This is a genomic window from Chloroflexus sp. MS-G, assembly GCF_000735195.1.
Lineage (GTDB): Bacteria > Chloroflexota > Chloroflexia > Chloroflexales > Chloroflexaceae > Chloroflexus.
On the sequence record NZ_JPIM01000012.1, the window covers coordinates 1 to 16,502 of the forward strand.

Consider the following 16,502-nt stretch of genomic DNA (forward strand, 5'->3'; position numbering starts at 1 on the left):
CACCTGGGTGCGCGGGCCTCCGGCCCGCAGGTGTGGTCAACGGCTTGCACCCATCGGCCAGCGCATCCCCCCCGCTTGCGGAGGGTTGAGGGGGAGCACCCGCCCCTACCTACAATGCGCAGACGGACATAATCGGTGAGCCAACCGTCACCTGGGTGCGCGGGCCTCCGGCCCGCAGGTGCGGTCAACGGCTGAAACCTAAGCCAGCCCACCCCCCCGCTTGCGGAGGGTTGAGGGGGAGCACCCGCCCCTACCTACAATGCGCAGACAGACATAATCGGTGAGCCAACCGTCACCTGGGTGCGCGGGCCTCCGAACCGCAGGTACGGTCAACGGCTTGCACCCATCGGCTAGCGCGTCACCTCCCGCTTGCGGGGGTTGAGGGGGAGCACCCGCACCTCTCATTTGACTTTTCGGCAGCTTTGTGACACAATTGCTATGGTGCTTCGTTGCAAGCAGACGTGTTCGCTGTGAGCATTGCCGTAGGTCAGGTTCGCCCGTCGGATGAATAACATGCTGCATTATAACAGTACGCGGCATTGCTGCTATGGCTTCTGGCTCACGCTGAGCTAGAAGATTTTTGTTGTCGTGAATATCACAAGTTTTCCGCAACGACCGGTTTATCCTTTCTCGGCTATTGTTGGTCAAGAGCGTTTGAAACGCGCCCTCATTTTGAACGCGATCAATTCGCGAATTGGCGGCGTACTGATACGTGGCGAGAAAGGAACAGCAAAATCAACCGCAGTCCGGGCCTTAACCCGACTTTTACCGTCAATTACGGTCGTTGTCGATTGTCCCTACAGTTGCGATCCTGATGCCCCGGCAACACTGTGCGCCGATTGCCAGGCCCGGCTGGCACAGGGACCACTACCGACGATGGTACGCCCGATTCGGCTGGTTGAACTTCCGGTGTCAGCTTCAGAAGATCGGGTGGTCGGTTCGCTCGATCTCGAACACGCGATAACCGAAGGACAACGCCGCTTTGAACCCGGTCTCCTGGCTCAGGTCAATCGCGGTGTACTCTACGTGGATGAAGTGAACCTACTCGACGATCACCTGGTTGACCTCTTGCTCGACGCGGCTGCAATGGGGGTCAATACGGTTGAGCGTGAAGGTGTGAGTGTCTCCCATCCGGCCCGCTTTATCCTGGTCGGGACGATGAATCCCGAAGAAGGTGAGTTGCGACCACAACTCCTTGATCGCTTTGGTCTGGCCGTCGAGGTTGTCGGGCTAACCGATGTGAATGATCGGGTTGCTGTTATCGAGCGACGTATGGCCTACGAAGCCGATCCGGTTGGCTTCATCCAACAATGGCAGGCTGCTGAAGAGGCGTTGGCACAGCGTATTGCCCGCGCCCGTGCGCTGTTGCCTCAAGTACGGATTGATCGCACCGATATGGCTGTGGTTGCCAGTTTGTGCATCGAAATGGGGGTTGATGGCCACCGCGCCGATCTGACTATTCTCGAAACTGCCCGGACCCATGCGGCCTGGAGTGGTCGCCAAACGCTGACCGCTGAAGACATCCGCCTGGCCGCCGAGCTGGCGCTGCCGCACCGTATGCGCCGCCAACCGTTTGGTGAGGTGAAACTCGATGAACAGCGGTTGGCGAACATTCTAGATCGGTACGGGAAGCGTACTGAAGAAGTCAGTGTCTCCACTGAGATAAAAAAAAACCCTGACCTGACTGATGTCGGTGAAAGCAACGATGAGGGTGGGAACGAAAACAGTGGTGGGAGTGCAAACATACCGGTTGGCAGCAACGGTCTACCAGAGTCTTCAGCGCCGGTTAATGAACAGCAAACTGGCGGGAAAGAGTACCGTGCCGGTGAAATCTTCAAGCCGCGTCGTTTGGAAGCAACACCTGATCGTCTCCAGCGCCGCGCACCGGGCCGCCGTTCTCGCTCGCGCACAACTCGGAAGCAAGGGCGTTACATTACCAGCCGCCGTGCAGCCAGAGTTACTGATCTGGCCCTGGATGCAACCCTCCGTGAAGCGGCTATTTACCAGCGGAAACGTCGTACCGAGCTGATGCACTCAGAAGAGATGCCACATCGCCGTCGGCCAAAAATTGTTATTAAACGCAGCGATCTTCGCCAGAAAGTTCGTGTGCGGCGCACGCGAAATGCGGTTTGCTTCGTCGTCGATGCTAGCTGGAGTATGGCAGCCGAAGAACGGATGCAGGCAACGAAAGCGGCTGTGCTCTCCCTGCTCCGCGATGCGTATCAACGTCGCGATCAGGTTGGCCTGGTCAGTTTCCAGCGTGATTACGCCCGTGTGCTGTTACCCCTGACAAATAGTGTTGAGCTTGCCCAGCGTCGCTTACAATCGATGCCTACCGGAGGTAAAACTCCTCTCTCGCGGGGGATGTTGACCGCGTTTGAACTACTCGAACGGGCACGTCGACGCGATGCAGAAGTTGTACCGCTAATGGTGCTCTTAACGGATGGTCAGGCCAATGTCTCGATTTCCGATCTGCCCCCTCAACAAGAGGCGTATCGGATCGCCGAGATGATCGCGGCCCATCAGATACACGCAATCGTTATCGATACCGAGCATCCGCACTTTGAACGCGGCCTGTCTCGTCGATTGGCCGAACATCTGCGCGGGGTGTACTATCGGTTAGAAGATCTGCACGACGACGGTCTGGTACGGGCCGTGCGACAGCAGATGCAATTATGATCTTCGTCGGTGTGTGTCAGGCATTGCGTTTGTCTGACACCAGCCATAACAAACCAACAGTATGCGAGGAGGAAGGTGGGAAATGACGGATCAGGTTCGTAACGAAGAGGTGAACGCGGATGAGTTGTCCGCTGCACCTCGTGCGGTAGCCAGTGTACCGGCGGCTGATGCAGCCGAGGTCACCACGGCTGCTCCGGAACAAACGACAGAGCAGGTCGCTGTTACCGAAGCGACTACTCCTTCGGCGGCAAGCGAGAGCACTGCCACCGATGCAGAAGCGACCGGTGCCAGCTTCACGCCGGTCAGTGATGACCAACCCCAAAAGCCACGACGGCTGAAGGATCTTCAGCCTGGCATGGAGCTGGAGGGGAAAGTGACATCGATTGCACTTTACGGAGTATTTGTCGATGTTGGCGTTGGTCGCGACGGTCTGGTGCATATTTCTGAAATGAGCGACCGTCGCATCGAGACCCCCTCAGACGTAGTTCAAATTGGTGATACGGTCAAGGTGTGGGTCAAGAGTATCGATCCCGAAGCACGTCGTATTAGCCTGACGATGCGCAATCCTGCGCGTGCTGAAACACCGCGCCGTGCGCGCCAGCCCCAGCCTCAACCCCAGCAGCCACGCCGTCAAGAGATTGACCGCGAAAAATTGGCTGCGTTGCGCGTCGGTGACTTGGTGGAAGGTGTGATTACCGGTTTTGCTCCTTTCGGTGCTTTTGCCGACATTGGGGTTGGGAAGGACGGCTTGATCCACGTGAGTGAGCTGGCCGAAGGTCGGGTCGAAAAGCCAGAAGATGCGGTAAAGATCGGTGAGCGCTACCAGTTCAAGATTCTGGAGATCGATGGCGAGGCCGCTCGCATCAGTCTGAGCCTGCGACGAGCATTACGCACCCAACGTATGCAGCAGCTCGAACCCGGTCAGATCCTCGAAGGTACGGTCAGTGGCATCGCTCCGTTTGGTGCATTCGTTGATATTGGGGTCGGGCGCGATGGCCTCGTCCATATCTCGGCACTTGCTCCATATCGCGTAGCGAAAGTGGAAGATGTGGTGAAAGTCGGTGACAAGGTGACCGTTAAGGTGCTTGGGATTGATCAACAGAGCAAGCGTATTAGCCTGACGATGCGACTTGAAGAAGAGCAACCTGCCGCGGAACCATCGCCATCTGAGACGACGGAGACACCTGCCGAGTCTCCAGCTCCACGCAGTAGTCGCAGCAACATAGAGCGCTTCGCTGCCGCAGTTCAGGCAGCACGTGAACGGAGTGAGCGTGGTGAGCGCAGTGAACGTGGTGAACGCAGCGAGCGCGGTGAGCGCAGTGAACGTGGTGAACGCAGCGAGCGCCGCGAGCGTCGTGAACGCCGTGCAGCAAAAGCACAATCGACGTCCGATACCTACGTCATTGGCCAAGACGATAATGACGAGACATTTGAAGGCAATGCCACGATTGAAGACCTGCTGATGAAGTTCGGTGGTTCGAGCAGTCGTCGTGACCGCGACCGTGACCGAGATCGCCGCCGCCGCGATTACGAAGATGACGAAGATGAGATGGAGCGTCCAACGAACCGACGCCAACGCGATGTGATCCGCCGAACGCTTGAGCAAATCGGTCACGAAGAGTAGGGCTAGTGCTTCCTGATAGTCTGTCGGCATTGTCGGCAGGGTCCCTCGTCACACATCGCGATCCCTGCACCACTCCCTGCAAGAGCAGGCAGCATATTCTGGTGCATGACGTGGCATTGCGAACATAGCGGTACACCTTACCCCCTCTCCCGTAATCGAGAGGGGGTAAGGGAGGGGGTATGTTTGACATCAATCCGTCGTGATGAGTATAATGGCGTTAGTTTTTAGGTACAAATGCACAACACCTGAGGAGTAGATACAATGCCGAAGCGAACATGGCAACCAAAGCGCATTCCGCGCCGCCGCAAACACGGCTTTCGGGCGCGTATGGCAACCAAAGATGGTCGTGAAGTACTTCGTCGTCGGCGTCTGAAAGGGCGCTGGAAGTTGACCGTCAGCGATGAGCGGCGAGCTGTACGCCGCGGACACCGCTAAATCACTATGGAGCGGGTTATCAGCAACAGAGGTGTGCTGCACGTGACGGGCAACAGGCCATCTGTCAGTGATAACCCGTTTGCATTTCACGTATGCGACGTTCACACCGGTTGCGCCGCCCCGAACATTTTCGTCGAGTGCGTCGGGAAGGGCGTATGCTCACATCACGCTGGCTCTTCCTTTCCGTTGCGCCAACTCGACGGCAAACCCTCCGCTGCGGGTTCGTCGTCGGTCGTCAGATCGGAGGTGCTGTACAACGCAACCGCGCCCGTCGCCGTATCCGTGAAGCCGTTCGCCTTCTTCTGCCCACATTATCACCAGGCTACGATCTTGTATTCACTGTGCGCACACCAGAGGTGATCGACGCACCATTTAGTCAGTTGCAAAACGATATTGTCTCACTGCTCCGGCAAGCCGGCCTCTTGCCGACACCGGTAGACAAAACACAAATATCGGCTTCACATACTTCAAATCCACAACACGAACGAGGATCACAATGAATATCTGGTCGGCATTTGTTGGATTGCTTGAACAATTACTGCTCTTCTTCTCGTCACTGACGGGAAATATGGCGCTGGGGATTGTGCTCTTCACGATTGCGGCTCGTCTTTTCATCTTACCGCTTACCCTTAGCTCACTCCGTTCGAGCCGCCGCATGCAAGAGGTGCAGCCGATCCTGAAAGAGATTCAGCGCAAGTACGGTAAAGACCCGCAACGGCTGCAAGAAGAGACTCTGCGAGTGTATCGCGAACATAAAATTAATCCGGTCGGGGGATGTTTACCCCTCTTACTACAATTACCGATTTTCTTCGGTGTGTATCAGGCGGTCTACCACCTGATGGTGCCTGAACAGCGTGTGAACTTGAGTGCCGCTGCCGCCGAGATGCTCAAAGATGAACGACTGGCCCAAATCCTGGCTGCCCCTTTCTTTGGTATGGATTTGGGTGTACCAGCGTTTGGCCCCAATGGATTTGCCGGTTTTGCTTACCTGATTTTGCCGGTTCTTTCAATTGTCTTGCAGTTAGTACAACAATTGATGGCAACTCCGCGAGTGCAAGACCCCCAGCAAAAAGCCTTTACACAGGCAATGTTGATTATGCCGTTCGTGTTCGGTTATATCGCTTTTACCTTCCCTACCGGTGCGGTGTTGTACTGGGTGGTTAGCAGTGTGATAGGCGTTATTCAACAGTACTTTACGTCAGGGTGGGGATCACTTGCCAACTATCTGCGCTTCCTCCCTCCCGATAACCGGCCAATCCCGTCATTGACCCTTACCCCATCGCCTGCCGGTAATACAACCGAACCCCAGCCTGAAACTCCGAAGGTTGATTTTTGGTCGGTGATGCGACCACTCATAGAAGCGCCGGTAGAAGGGAACGATTCTGCCAGCACTGAACAGCGTACTGTACGTCAACATCCCAATCCACGTCGCCGTCGTTAATCAGAAATTGCATTCTGTATGGCGGTCAAAGTGATCAAGAGGTGTCTATGAAGCGCATCGAGATCAGCGCACGCACCGTCGCCGAAGCTGTTGAGCTAGCGCTGGCCCAATTGGGTCGCGACCGTGACGAAGTGGCAATTGAGGTGCTGGATCCAGGCGAAAACGGTGATGAAGCATTGGTGCGCGTCACCGTCGTTGAAGATGAGGAAGAGACGCCGTCAATTGAAAGAGTCAGTGAAATTGCCCAGCATATTCTCGAAGATCTTCTCGAACGCATGGACATTCAGGCATACGTGACGGCAGTCATTTCGCACACGACTGGGCCACAAGGCGAACCTGAAGCGACCATTACTCTGCATGTCGAAGGTGCTGATGAAGAGGCAATGGGGTTGTTAATCGGGCGACGCGGCGAAACGCTCCGCTCATTGCAATTCTTGCTTAATCTCCTCGTCAGTCGCCGAATACAGAAATGGCCGCAACTGGTCGTCGATGTCGGCAATTATCGGCAACGTCGCCAGGAATCACTGGAGAGTCTCGCTCGTCGTATGGCCGAGCGGGTTCGGCAGACCGGGCGACCGATCATGCTTGAACCAATGGCAGCATATGAGCGACGCATTGTCCATCTCGCCCTGCGCAATGATAAGACAATCTATACCGAAAGTTCAGGTGAGGGCGAAAACCGAAAGATTGTGATCTATCCGGCCAAACATTCGTAAGAGTGCGCCTGAAATACTGATCACCTCGATTACTCGTTGACAGCCACCGACACCTCTGGACATGATCGCGGTCGCTCACCCACGATCAGCGCCAGGACGAGCTGATACACCCCACCCACCTCTAAGCCTCCCCCGCCAGGGGAGGCTTCTTCCATCGGCGGTTGCTATTCCATCGCCTGAAATCATCCGCTGCGCCGCCGTGACCACGAGTCTTCGGACATGCCCTTACAGACGATGAAGGGCTTCTCTCCAATTATCACTCGTTTTCCATCTGATTCACCATCGCTTGAGCTGCGTGCCGAAAATACGTCTCCATCACCGAACGCGCCGGTTCGGGCACGCCAGCCTCAACGAGGGCAGTAAGCATGTGTTCGAGCCACGCATCACGTTCACGCGGCCCAATTGGGAACGGCGCATGCCGCATACGCAAGCGCGGATGCCCACGTCGTTCGCTATAGGTACGTGGCCCCCCAAAGTACTGCATAAGGAAGAGCCGTTGGTGCTCTTTGCCTGGTTCGAGATCACGTGGAAAGAGATGACGTAACCGCGGATCGGCCTCAACGCGCGCATAAAAAATATCAACAATACGACGAAACGTCTCTTCGCCGCCAATCTGTTCGTAAATAGTTGGTTCGCTCATTGCCTGACCTTACCTGTTCGTTTGCACCACTTCTATGCTACCATGACAAAGAAGCTGTTGGCGAAACAGAAACAGAGGATGCTATGACACCCCTCTCCACTGTAACCATCACCTCTCGTCGTTTGCACCTGCGTGTGCTGGCAAGCGGTGGGCCACGCATCCTTGCCCTCCATCTAGACGAAGGTCCCAACCTGCTGGCCGAAACCCCAAACGCCCGTTGGGAAACGCCGTGGGGCGAATTTGCCTTGCTTGGCGGTCATCGCCTCTGGCACGCTCCCGAAGCCTTTCCGCGCAGCTACTGGCCTGATTTGGACGGTCCTGATGCCGAACAAATCGAACATGGCGTTATCCTACGCAGTGCTATTGATCCAGGCGGAATTGCTAAGAGTATCACAATCACGCTTGATCCCACCCATCCACGGGTCTATTTGCGCCACACACTCACCAACCATGGCCTCTGGCCGGTTGAACTGGCGCCATGGGCGATTACCCAACTCGCTCCTGGCGGACAGGCAATCGTACCGCTGCATAATGGTCAGCCATCGGCAAACCCGCTGCTTCCCAACCGCCAGATCGCGTTCTGGCCCTACACGCCCCTCCCCGACTCACGTCTTTCCTTCGGCAACGATTATATCCTGATCGACACGTCACAGATAGGACCACCAGCCAAAATAGGCACACATAGTGCTGCCGGTTGGCTGGCTTACCTCCATCAAGAGACGATGTTTATAAAACAGGCAGTCTATCATCCGCACGGTCGCTATCCTGATCGGAACTGCAACCTTGAAGTGTACTACGACCGTGGCTGCACCGAGCTTGAGACCCTGGCACCACTTTACCAGCTTGAACCAGGGGCAACCGTGATCCACGATGAAATCTGGCAAGTGCTGCCCTGGTCAACAAAGATAGATCAGCATGATCTATTCAAAGCTCTCACCAAAGTAGCCGCAGAGTTGGTATAATATCAGCGTACATCACATCAAGCAACAGGATATAATTTTTGCCATCCGTGATCTGGCTGACGTGATAGAACACCGGCAATCGTGACTGCTACACGGCAGGTGTGCCAGGTAGGATCGGGCTATATTTTGCGTTTGTTGCAAATCATACCATGAACCATGCTGGAAAGCAGCTTCACAGCAGATGAAAGAGCTGTTATTATATTGCAGGAGCCTATTTGAATTCAGGGCGTGAACAAAGACAAAAACGGGTGTTACCTATCATCAATATGGCTTCACACCGCGAACTTGAATTGGTGCATATGAGAAAAATTTGTTGACACTTGCGGATATTCGTGCTACTATTGCGTTACAGGCCAAAATCAACGGAACGCAGGAGGTTTTGGCTTTTAAGCAAAAACTTCAGGTGGTAGTCGATTATAGACCTCTGGTGCCGCCCTGGCGGCAATCGATGACAGCCGAGCAGTAGCTCCTGGAAAGGCCCTGATGCGCACTCTAATCTTTACCGGAAAAGGCGGCGTTGGCAAAACAAGCGTCGCAGCAGCAACAGCCCTCCGGGCTGCGGATCGTGGCTTAAAGACATTGGTCATGAGCACCGATCCGGCCCACTCTCTGGCCGACTCACTCGATCTCGAAGGGCCTCTTGGCCCTGAACCAGTCCGTATTACCAACAATCTCGATGCGCTTGAAGTGAGCATTTATCACGACATCGAGAGCAACTGGGGTATCGTGCGTGAGCATTTCGCACAGTTAATGGCCGAGCAGGGCGTGCAGGGCATCCTGGCCGACGAAATGAGCGTCCTGCCCGGAATGGAAGAGGCCTTCCCCCTCATTCGGATTAAGAAGCACAAAGAGCGCGGCGATTACGATTTGCTCGTTATCGATTGTGCTCCCACCGGCGAAACGCTGCGCCTACTGTCAGCGCCCGAGACGTTCAAATGGGCAATCAATATGCTACGTGGCGCTGAGCGCTACGTGATCAAGCCGTTGATTCGTCCGATGAGCAAGATCACCCCTGGCCTCAACAAGATGGTTGCGCCACCCGAAGTGTACGACGCGGTTGATGAGATGTTCCGGCAGATGGAAGGGGTGACGGCAACCCTGGCTAATCCACGCGAGACGTCGATCCGGCTGGTAATGAACCCGGAAAAGATGGTGATTAAAGAGAGCCAGCGTGCGTTGACCTATCTATCAATGTACGGTATGACCGTAGACATGGTCGTTGTCAACAAGATTCTGCCGCTCGACCAAGATAGCGGCTATCTGAACCACTGGCGTGACATTCAGCAGCGCTATTTGCAAGATGTTGAACACTCGTTTGTGCCATTACCTATCCGACGGGTACCGTATTATCCCGAAGAGGTGGTCGGATTGGAAAAGCTACGCCAGATGGGTGATGACATCTACGGTGATATGGATCCAACCGCTGTGCTCTACGACCGGGCGCCGCTGGAAATCAGTAAAGTAGGTGATAAATATTACCGCGTGAAGATTCGATTGCCCTTTGCCGATGTGTCACAGCTCGATCTGTATCAGAACGGTGATGAATTGGTGGTGCAGATCGGTGACTTTCGGCGGGTGATTACACTGCCGACCAGTCTGGCCGGCCTTGAAGCCGGTCAGGCAGAGATGGAGGGCGAATGGTTAAGCGTGCCCTTCATGGCGCCACAGATGGCGCAACGTTGAGGCAGTCTGACGTGTGGGGTTCCTCGGAGGCTTGCCTCCGATGACCTAAATAATGAGGTTCGTTTGATTAAGGAGGTGTGTGCATGGCGACGAGAGGCTGGTTCTCGGAGTCGTCGGCCCAAGTGGCGCAAATCGGCGACATTATGTTCCAGGGCCACTGGCAATGGGTCTCGAATGCGCTACAGGCCACCGCAGCCGCGGTTGACAACATCAACCGCAATGCTTACCCGGGCGTATCCCGGAGTGGCTCGGGCGAGGGAGCGTTCAGCAGCTCGAGCAACGGCTTCCGTCCGAAGCGCATCCGCTCGCGCTTCAACCGCTAGGTTGGTGGGCAGGCGTGAAGCGTGCATACCGCCGCTTCACGCCGATCCCGTTGGAGCGTTATGATTAACCTGCTTTACTACAGTCATACAACCGTACCGGCTCATCTTGACGAGATAACGCGCCTTGACGTGCTCGATCCCGGCGAGCAAGTACTGGTCGCGGTTGATGGTGTGCTTCTCGACCAGCAGGGACAGCGGCTCAGTGGGCCGACGTTGCACGATTATTGTCTGATTACCGATCTGCGTGTCATTCTATGGGCACGTGACTACGGACGACACCTGTGCTACGCCTTTCCATTGCATGAGCTGTCATTCATCGATGGGCGCGGGATTGATCCGATCCACGGCGAAGTGACACTCGGTTTCAGTGCCCCTGATGCTGAAGAACAGGTCTTTACGCTGACTCTGGTTCCTCAGGCTTATGTACCGGCGCTGATGATTTTGTTGCGCACTGCCACCGAAACAGCTCGGGCGGCGTTGGCTGCCGGAATTGATGCTCGTCAGGCAGCCCCCGATGTATTGACAGCCCTCGGCGCTGTCATTTATGGTTCGGAAGATGCATTACGCCCCGATGAGACACCGTACCGCTGGCCCGGTGGTGCATCGCGTACTCCAGCAACGCCGAATGCCCCATTTATCGTTGACCCGGCCAGCCTGCCACCAAATCAAATTTTTACTGCCGGTCGTCTGGCCCGCTCGGCATGGGATACGTTACGTCGCACCCTTCGCGAAGCCGATTTACCCTTTGATTTAAGCCCGGCAAGTATTCGAGAATTGACAGAAGCTATTCGTGCTGTTAATGATTTAGTTCAGACTGTTGCAAATAATCCTGCTGCTCAACAGATTGCGCTGGCGTTTTTGAATCGTCAGGGGGTACCTCAACCAACGTCGTCGGCTTCAGCCGATTCACCACCACCTGAACCAGAACCGACGCCCCATCGCTATCACGAGATTCCGTTGCGTCGACGTTCGCCAGCAGCTCGTGAAGCACCGACAACGCAATCAACCTCGCCAAGCACAGCAATGAACGTTTCTGATCGGCGTGACATCCCACTCCGCCGCCGGACTGCTCCGGTGCAACGTACACCACTGGCAGCGTTGAGTGGATCGGGAGACGCCAATCAAGATCGTACGACGTAAGTATTGGTATCACCGGCGGCTGCAACCGCCCAAGGAGCAGGTATGAGCCCATTTCTCGGTGTCAATGTTAGTATGGCAAGCGTCGAAGAGATGAAGCAGCGTGGATTGCTCGAAGAGGGCGAAATCCTGCTAGCACTGTTCGACGGTACACTCCTTGATGAACAACGGCGTCGTATCGGCGGCCTTGCCCTCGCCGATTTTGTTGCCTTGACAGATCGGCGATTGATCTTGTGGGCACGTGGCTTTTTTAACGATACCGTTGATGGCTTTCCATGGAGCGATGTGGATGTAGTACGCGCCGAGACCTGGGATCCCTGGCACGGGCGCGTGAGTCTTGCCCTACGAATACCGGCAACACCGCCGCGCAAACGTCGAGTTGCACTCGGTGAAGTGCAGGATGCCGGTCAACCAGAACGAGTGATTGTTAATACGCTTGATTACATGCCGGTCGAAGACGTTGACGTGCTGGCAAAGATGGTGGCCTGGGTTGGCGATCAGGTGCTGGCAGGCCTCAGTGGTGAAGAGTTGGTAAAAGCATTTGAAGCAGAATTTCCCGCCGTTGAGCGTAAGCCGTTACCACCGTTTTTCCTTTCCAGCGAGCCGGCTCCGCCGCCTCCACCTGAACCTGAACCCGCACAGCCTAAGAAAAAGCGGTGGTGGAAGTTTGGTTCAAAAGCTGAGGAAGAAGAGACAAAACCGGTTTCGCCCGGTAATCTGATTGCAGCCTACGAGCGTCAGCGCGGTGCTCCTGCATCGGCTTCTCCTGCACCGACAGCGTCGGTTGGCCCATTGCCCACCCTACCTGAACAGCCCAATATGTATGAAGTTAGCCGATCGCTGCGCTTGATGCTTGAAGTACCGCGTGGCCTGGCTCGTGGCATGCGGCGCGCTAGCGAGATTCTGAGCGGGGCTACTGAACTGCTCAATAATATGCAAGACCCCCGCGTGCGACGTAATGCAATGCGTGGCCTGTACTACGCTGCTGCCCGCCAGGAAGCTGAAGGTGGACCGCTGGCCCCCGTTGGTCCGGTTGTACGGGCAGCAGTACGCTTCGCTGAGCCAACCGAACAACAGCCAGCCCAGGAACCAACCCAGCGCCGTATCGCAGTACGAGCAGCCGTGCGTCAATCGGCATCGGCACCCGTACCTGGCGCCGATGGTTCGGCGCCGCAACCATCGGCGCCTGAAACTCCGCCTGCTCCTAACGATGCACAACCGGTACGACGTGCGATTAGCATTCGTCGGGCAGAGCCACCGGCCGCTGAAAATGGAACGTCAACACCGGTACGTCGGATCGTGGTGAGTCGGGCCGACCGTCCGACCGCAGTGAGTGGCAGTGGTGCGACGTCCGAATCGCACAATGGTACGACCACCGATTCGGTCGATTCGTAAACGGGGTTGGGGGGAAAAGCGATATTGCAGGCACATGAGGGAATATGACGCGCGTCATTATCTACTCCGGTAAAGGTGGTACTGGTAAGACAACACTCTCGGCGGCAACAGCAGTAATGCTTGCCAGTGCCGGTCGCCGAACGTTGGTGTTGTCAAGTGATCCGGCCCACTCTCTGGCCGATGTGATGGGGATTGCGATCAGCCGTGATCGACCGACACCGCTCGCACCTCATCTTTACGGCCTTGAGGTAGATACTATTTATGAGTGGCGTCAAAACCTGGGCGGCTTCCAACAGTTTGTCACTGCAACCTACTCTGCGCGTGGGATCGAACGGTCAACAGCCGCTGAGCTGGCCAATCAACCAGGACTCGATGAAATCCTGGCCTTGCAGCGGGTTATGGACGAAGCCCAGAGCGGGCGCTGGGATGCTATCGTACTCGACACGGCACCAACTGGGAATACGTTACGTCTGCTGGCATACCCCGAAATGATTATCGGCGGTGAGGCAGGAAAGCGCCTCTTCCGGGTGTACCGGGGGATCGCTAATGTAGCGCGGCCTTTCCGCCGTGATTTGCCCGATGATCGCTTCTTTGAAGAGGTCGGGAAGCTGCTCGAACGGATGGAGCAACTGGCCAATTTTCTGGTTAGTTCAGATGTATCGGTGCGGTTAGTGCTCAATCCAGAACGTTTGCCGCTGCTTGAGACACGACGGGCGTATACCTTTCTCAGTCTATATGGCCTGCAATTAGATGCAGTGCTGGTAAATAAGATTTTACCTCATCGTACCGATCTTGGTCCGTATTTTGACTATTGGGTGAACCTCCAGCAACAATATCTGGCTGAGATTGAAGCCAGCTTTGCGCCCACACCAATCTTCCGTACCGTACTGCAAGGTGGTGAACCGATTGGAGTCGAGGCATTGCTGCATATCGGACGTCTGACCTTCGGTGAAGTTGATCCCGGCGCATTGCTGTACGATGAGCGCCCCATTTGGCTCGAACAATGGAGTGATGATGGTGAACCAGGTCAATATGATCTCTGTCTACGCTTGCCGTTCCTTGACCCCGGCGAGACAATCGAGGTAAGCCATATTGGCCCAGATTTGACGATTACCGTTGGCCGACTCGAACGCACCATTGCCTTACCGCGCGTATTGTACGATTGCACGCTTGGTGACCATCGGTATGAAGATGGTATCCTACGTCTGGCCTTTTACGAGGTACCGGTTGAACGCACGACCAGTAAACAACAAGTCGAAGCGGCATGATCGCTATTTCGTTGGAACAATCCCGTTGACTATACCGGCTGCTTCTAGCACCGGTTGCGAGCACTCTCCATGCGCACACTGATCTTTACTGCTCATCATCAACTCCAACAAAGCGCGGCAGCGCTGGCGACGGCATGTCATGCTGCGCGACGCGGCTATCGCACCCTGCTAGCCTCGAGCGGGCCAGGACATCTGATCGGCCATCTGCTTCATCAGAGCCTTGGTTCACGCCCACTCGAACTGGAACCAAATCTGGCAGCAATGGAGATTCATCCTCACGAAGAAGTAGCACGCTGCTGGGAGCAGGTGCGACCTTCGTTGCGCAGTGGGTTGGTTTCCCGCTTGCGCGATCTTGGCCCTGATGAGTTGCCCGCTTTCCCTGGTATTGATGCAGTGGCAGCAATGCTAGTCGCCGAGCGCGCCCGTCAATCAGGCCGGTTTGATCTACTGATTCTCGATGGTCCGTCACCGGATTCCCTCCTGCGGGCCTTGACGCTACCTGATGTGTTGCGATGGGCAGTCCGTCTGATCTTCGGGCTTGATCGCGGACCGGGAAAATCGCGTGCTTCGCAAGAACAGGCAATGATTCCAGCCGCCATTCTGGCGCCAAGTGCTACTGCGCCCCTGCAAGAGCTGCGGATTGAGTTGGAAGCGCAACGCGCACGGCTTGAGACCGAGAGCGGTGCACGTGTACGCATGGTTGTCTTACCACCAGAACTCCGTCTGCCACCACTCCGCTCAGCATTGACTGCATTCGGTCTTTATGGACTTGCCAGCGATGAGGTGATCGTCAACGGAACGCCGGATCAGGTTGATGACGCGAGTCGCCACGAGTTCAGCCACGAGACGAGTCGCGCACGACCACTGCTGCGGATTGGTCAGATTGATACAACAGCAACTGACCGCGACGCATGGGCATTACGTGGTGCAGCACTCTACCGTGATGGTGACATCTTTATGAGTGAGCCACCGCGTCCACAAAGTAGTGATCGTGATATGCGGCTTCTTATTCCGTTCCTCGACGCCAAATCCCTCGATATTGCCGTTGCGAATGAAGAGGTCGTTGTTCAGCTTGGTCAGTTGCGGCGTCACGTACTGTTGCCTGGCCTGGTTGACGGTGGTCGACTGCGAGCCAGAGTTGAAGGAGAAGTGCTGCGGCTGTGGGTAGAATAGCGAAGGGGGCGCGTATGTCAGTGCTTGCCCAACCGATCCCGTTTGAGCGACCACCGGCGCGACCAATCGATGCGCCACCAACGGCAAAGTACGTTGCGTATGCCAACGAAGTAGCCACACGCCTTGCCGGTAAGCTCAGCACACGCGAGCGACGCCGTCTTGAAGGTGAACGAGCCTTGTTAGCACGTGCTCGCTTCATTGAGCTGAACGGTGTGGTGCATCATTATCAAGATGTTGGCCCCACCGATGGCGAACCGTTGGTATTGATCCACGGTTGGGATTGCTCATCGTTCTGGTGGCACCATGTCGTTGATCCGCTGGCCCAGGCTGGCTATCGTGTGATCAGCTACGATCTGAAAGGGCATGGCTTTTCTGACAGTGATCCGCGCCAGAATTATACAGTTGCCGGCTTTAGCACCGATCTGGAAATGCTGATCCGGAAGCTGAATCTCGGCTCAGTGCATCTAGCTGCCTTCTCGCTCGGCGCGTTCGTCGGTTTGCACGTCGCCGCCAATCATCCTGAACTGGTGCGCTCATTGCTCTTCTTTAACTTTAGTCTGTTACCGTACAACAAGCTGGCTTCGGCGTTCGTCCCCCGCTTGCTCGATACGGTGTTTAATCGGGTATTACGCCCTATCGAACGCCGCAACCTGTGGTGGTTGCCCTTCATATACGCCCGACTGGTGATGGCACAGCATACGCCATCAGTTGGCGATATTCGACTTGGAACGCTTGGGCTTCGCTATTGCGATCCGGCGGCTGTCCGAGTGTCGGCCTCTGAATTGTCACGCCCAGAGATTCTGGCGGCTGTAGCCGAACAGGCCAAGATGATTCGCCAGCCCCTCCTCCTGGTGGCTGGGGCTAACGACCCGATTATGCGTCCGGCTGATGGACGAAAATTGGTTGCTCTCACGCCGAATGGCTCGTTTCTGGAAATACCAAAATGTGGTCACCTGATCTTGTTTGAACTACCAGAGCAGGTCATTCAGATCATGCGCCTCTTCTTGAAAGGTGTTCGCTAGGGAG

At 55.8% G+C, this 16,502-nt stretch carries 15 protein-coding genes; 14 read left to right on the forward strand and 1 reads right to left on the reverse strand.

What is annotated here, in order from left to right; genetic code table 11:
• The first annotated feature begins 588 nt into the window (after positions 1-588).
• The 6 genes from JE47_RS0103575 to jag all read left to right on the forward strand — a co-directional run bounded on the left by JE47_RS0103575 (position 589) and on the right by jag (position 6,895).
• The gene (locus tag JE47_RS0103575; RefSeq protein WP_031458429.1) at positions 589-2,679 is read left to right on the forward strand and encodes a putative cobaltochelatase; all 2,091 of its coding nucleotides are present in this window, start codon (positions 589-591) and stop codon (positions 2,677-2,679) included.
• A gap of 82 nt (positions 2,680-2,761) precedes the next feature.
• Entirely contained in the window at positions 2,762-4,303 is a 1,542-nt protein-coding gene (locus JE47_RS22470) for a S1 RNA-binding domain-containing protein (RefSeq protein ID WP_031458430.1), read from the forward strand.
• A gap of 261 nt (positions 4,304-4,564) precedes the next feature.
• On the forward strand, positions 4,565-4,738 hold the full coding sequence (rpmH, locus tag JE47_RS0103585) for a 50S ribosomal protein L34 (RefSeq protein WP_012256029.1): 174 nt from the start codon (positions 4,565-4,567) through the stop codon (positions 4,736-4,738).
• 92 nt (positions 4,739-4,830) lie between these two features.
• On the forward strand, positions 4,831-5,238 hold the full coding sequence (gene rnpA / locus JE47_RS0103590) for a ribonuclease P protein component (protein ID WP_031458431.1): 408 nt from the start codon (positions 4,831-4,833) through the stop codon (positions 5,236-5,238).
• Positions 5,235-6,179: a YidC/Oxa1 family membrane protein insertase gene (locus JE47_RS0103595; protein ID WP_031458432.1), complete on the forward strand. Its 945-nt coding sequence runs from the start codon at positions 5,235-5,237 to the stop codon at positions 6,177-6,179. Before rnpA ends, JE47_RS0103595 begins: the two co-directional genes overlap by 4 nt.
• A gap of 47 nt (positions 6,180-6,226) precedes the next feature.
• A complete protein-coding gene (gene jag, locus JE47_RS0103600) occupies positions 6,227-6,895 on the forward strand; it encodes an RNA-binding cell elongation regulator Jag/EloR (protein WP_031458433.1) in 669 nt (222 codons plus the stop codon).
• 256 nt (positions 6,896-7,151) lie between these two features.
• Here jag and JE47_RS0103605 read toward each other — a convergent pair whose 3' ends face one another.
• Positions 7,152-7,535: a globin gene (locus JE47_RS0103605; RefSeq protein WP_031458434.1), complete on the reverse strand. Its 384-nt coding sequence runs from the start codon at positions 7,533-7,535 to the stop codon at positions 7,152-7,154.
• An 83-nt stretch (positions 7,536-7,618) separates the two neighbouring features.
• Between JE47_RS0103605 and JE47_RS0103610 the strand changes: the two genes are divergently transcribed.
• The 8 genes from JE47_RS0103610 (at position 7,619) to JE47_RS0103645 (ending at position 16,498) form a co-directional block, all read left to right on the forward strand.
• The gene (locus JE47_RS0103610) at positions 7,619-8,497 is read left to right on the forward strand and encodes a hypothetical protein (protein ID WP_031458435.1); all 879 of its coding nucleotides are present in this window, start codon (positions 7,619-7,621) and stop codon (positions 8,495-8,497) included.
• Between the two features lie 483 nt (positions 8,498-8,980).
• Entirely contained in the window at positions 8,981-10,180 is a 1,200-nt protein-coding gene (locus JE47_RS0103615) for an ArsA family ATPase (RefSeq protein WP_028459414.1), read from the forward strand.
• Between the two features lie 83 nt (positions 10,181-10,263).
• Positions 10,264-10,503 carry a bacteriochlorophyll c-binding family protein gene (locus JE47_RS0103620; protein WP_028459413.1) on the forward strand — a complete coding sequence of 80 codons (240 nt, stop codon included), beginning with the start codon at positions 10,264-10,266 and terminating at the stop codon, positions 10,501-10,503.
• A 60-nt stretch (positions 10,504-10,563) separates the two neighbouring features.
• On the forward strand, positions 10,564-11,643 hold the full coding sequence (locus tag JE47_RS0103625; RefSeq protein WP_031458436.1) for a hypothetical protein: 1,080 nt from the start codon (positions 10,564-10,566) through the stop codon (positions 11,641-11,643).
• A gap of 42 nt (positions 11,644-11,685) precedes the next feature.
• Positions 11,686-13,035 (forward strand): hypothetical protein, encoded by a 1,350-nt coding sequence (locus JE47_RS0103630; RefSeq protein ID WP_031458437.1) that lies wholly within the window; start codon positions 11,686-11,688, stop codon positions 13,033-13,035.
• Positions 13,036-13,079: 44 nt separating this feature from the next.
• Positions 13,080-14,303 carry an ArsA family ATPase gene (locus JE47_RS0103635; RefSeq protein ID WP_031458438.1) on the forward strand — a complete coding sequence of 408 codons (1,224 nt, stop codon included), beginning with the start codon at positions 13,080-13,082 and terminating at the stop codon, positions 14,301-14,303.
• Between the two features lie 69 nt (positions 14,304-14,372).
• Positions 14,373-15,476 (forward strand): ArsA family ATPase, encoded by a 1,104-nt coding sequence (locus JE47_RS0103640; protein ID WP_031458439.1) that lies wholly within the window; start codon positions 14,373-14,375, stop codon positions 15,474-15,476.
• 14 nt (positions 15,477-15,490) lie between these two features.
• Positions 15,491-16,498, forward strand: coding sequence for an alpha/beta fold hydrolase (locus tag JE47_RS0103645; protein WP_031458440.1), 1,008 nt, complete (start codon positions 15,491-15,493; stop codon positions 16,496-16,498).
• Positions 16,499-16,502: the final 4 nt, after the last annotated feature.

Excerpts from the sequence above, each read along its gene's own strand:
- JE47_RS22470 (WP_031458430.1), top strand. The coding sequence starts at position 2,762 with ATGACGGATCAGGTTCGTAACGAAGAGGTGAACGCGGATGAGTTGTCC.
- rpmH (WP_012256029.1), top strand. The coding sequence starts at position 4,565 with ATGCCGAAGCGAACATGGCAACCAAAGCGCATTCCGCGCCGCCGCAAA.
- rnpA (WP_031458431.1), top strand. The coding sequence starts at position 4,831 with ATGCGACGTTCACACCGGTTGCGCCGCCCCGAACATTTTCGTCGAGTG.
- JE47_RS0103595 (WP_031458432.1), top strand. The coding sequence starts at position 5,235 with ATGAATATCTGGTCGGCATTTGTTGGATTGCTTGAACAATTACTGCTC.
- jag (WP_031458433.1), top strand. The coding sequence starts at position 6,227 with ATGAAGCGCATCGAGATCAGCGCACGCACCGTCGCCGAAGCTGTTGAG.
- JE47_RS0103605 (WP_031458434.1), bottom strand. The coding sequence starts at position 7,535 with ATGAGCGAACCAACTATTTACGAACAGATTGGCGGCGAAGAGACGTTT.
- JE47_RS0103610 (WP_031458435.1), top strand. The coding sequence starts at position 7,619 with ATGACACCCCTCTCCACTGTAACCATCACCTCTCGTCGTTTGCACCTG.
- JE47_RS0103615 (WP_028459414.1), top strand. The coding sequence starts at position 8,981 with ATGCGCACTCTAATCTTTACCGGAAAAGGCGGCGTTGGCAAAACAAGC.
- JE47_RS0103620 (WP_028459413.1), top strand. The coding sequence starts at position 10,264 with ATGGCGACGAGAGGCTGGTTCTCGGAGTCGTCGGCCCAAGTGGCGCAA.
- JE47_RS0103625 (WP_031458436.1), top strand. The coding sequence starts at position 10,564 with ATGATTAACCTGCTTTACTACAGTCATACAACCGTACCGGCTCATCTT.
- JE47_RS0103630 (WP_031458437.1), top strand. The coding sequence starts at position 11,686 with ATGAGCCCATTTCTCGGTGTCAATGTTAGTATGGCAAGCGTCGAAGAG.
- JE47_RS0103635 (WP_031458438.1), top strand. The coding sequence starts at position 13,080 with ATGACGCGCGTCATTATCTACTCCGGTAAAGGTGGTACTGGTAAGACA.
- JE47_RS0103640 (WP_031458439.1), top strand. The coding sequence starts at position 14,373 with ATGCGCACACTGATCTTTACTGCTCATCATCAACTCCAACAAAGCGCG.
- JE47_RS0103645 (WP_031458440.1), top strand. The coding sequence starts at position 15,491 with ATGTCAGTGCTTGCCCAACCGATCCCGTTTGAGCGACCACCGGCGCGA.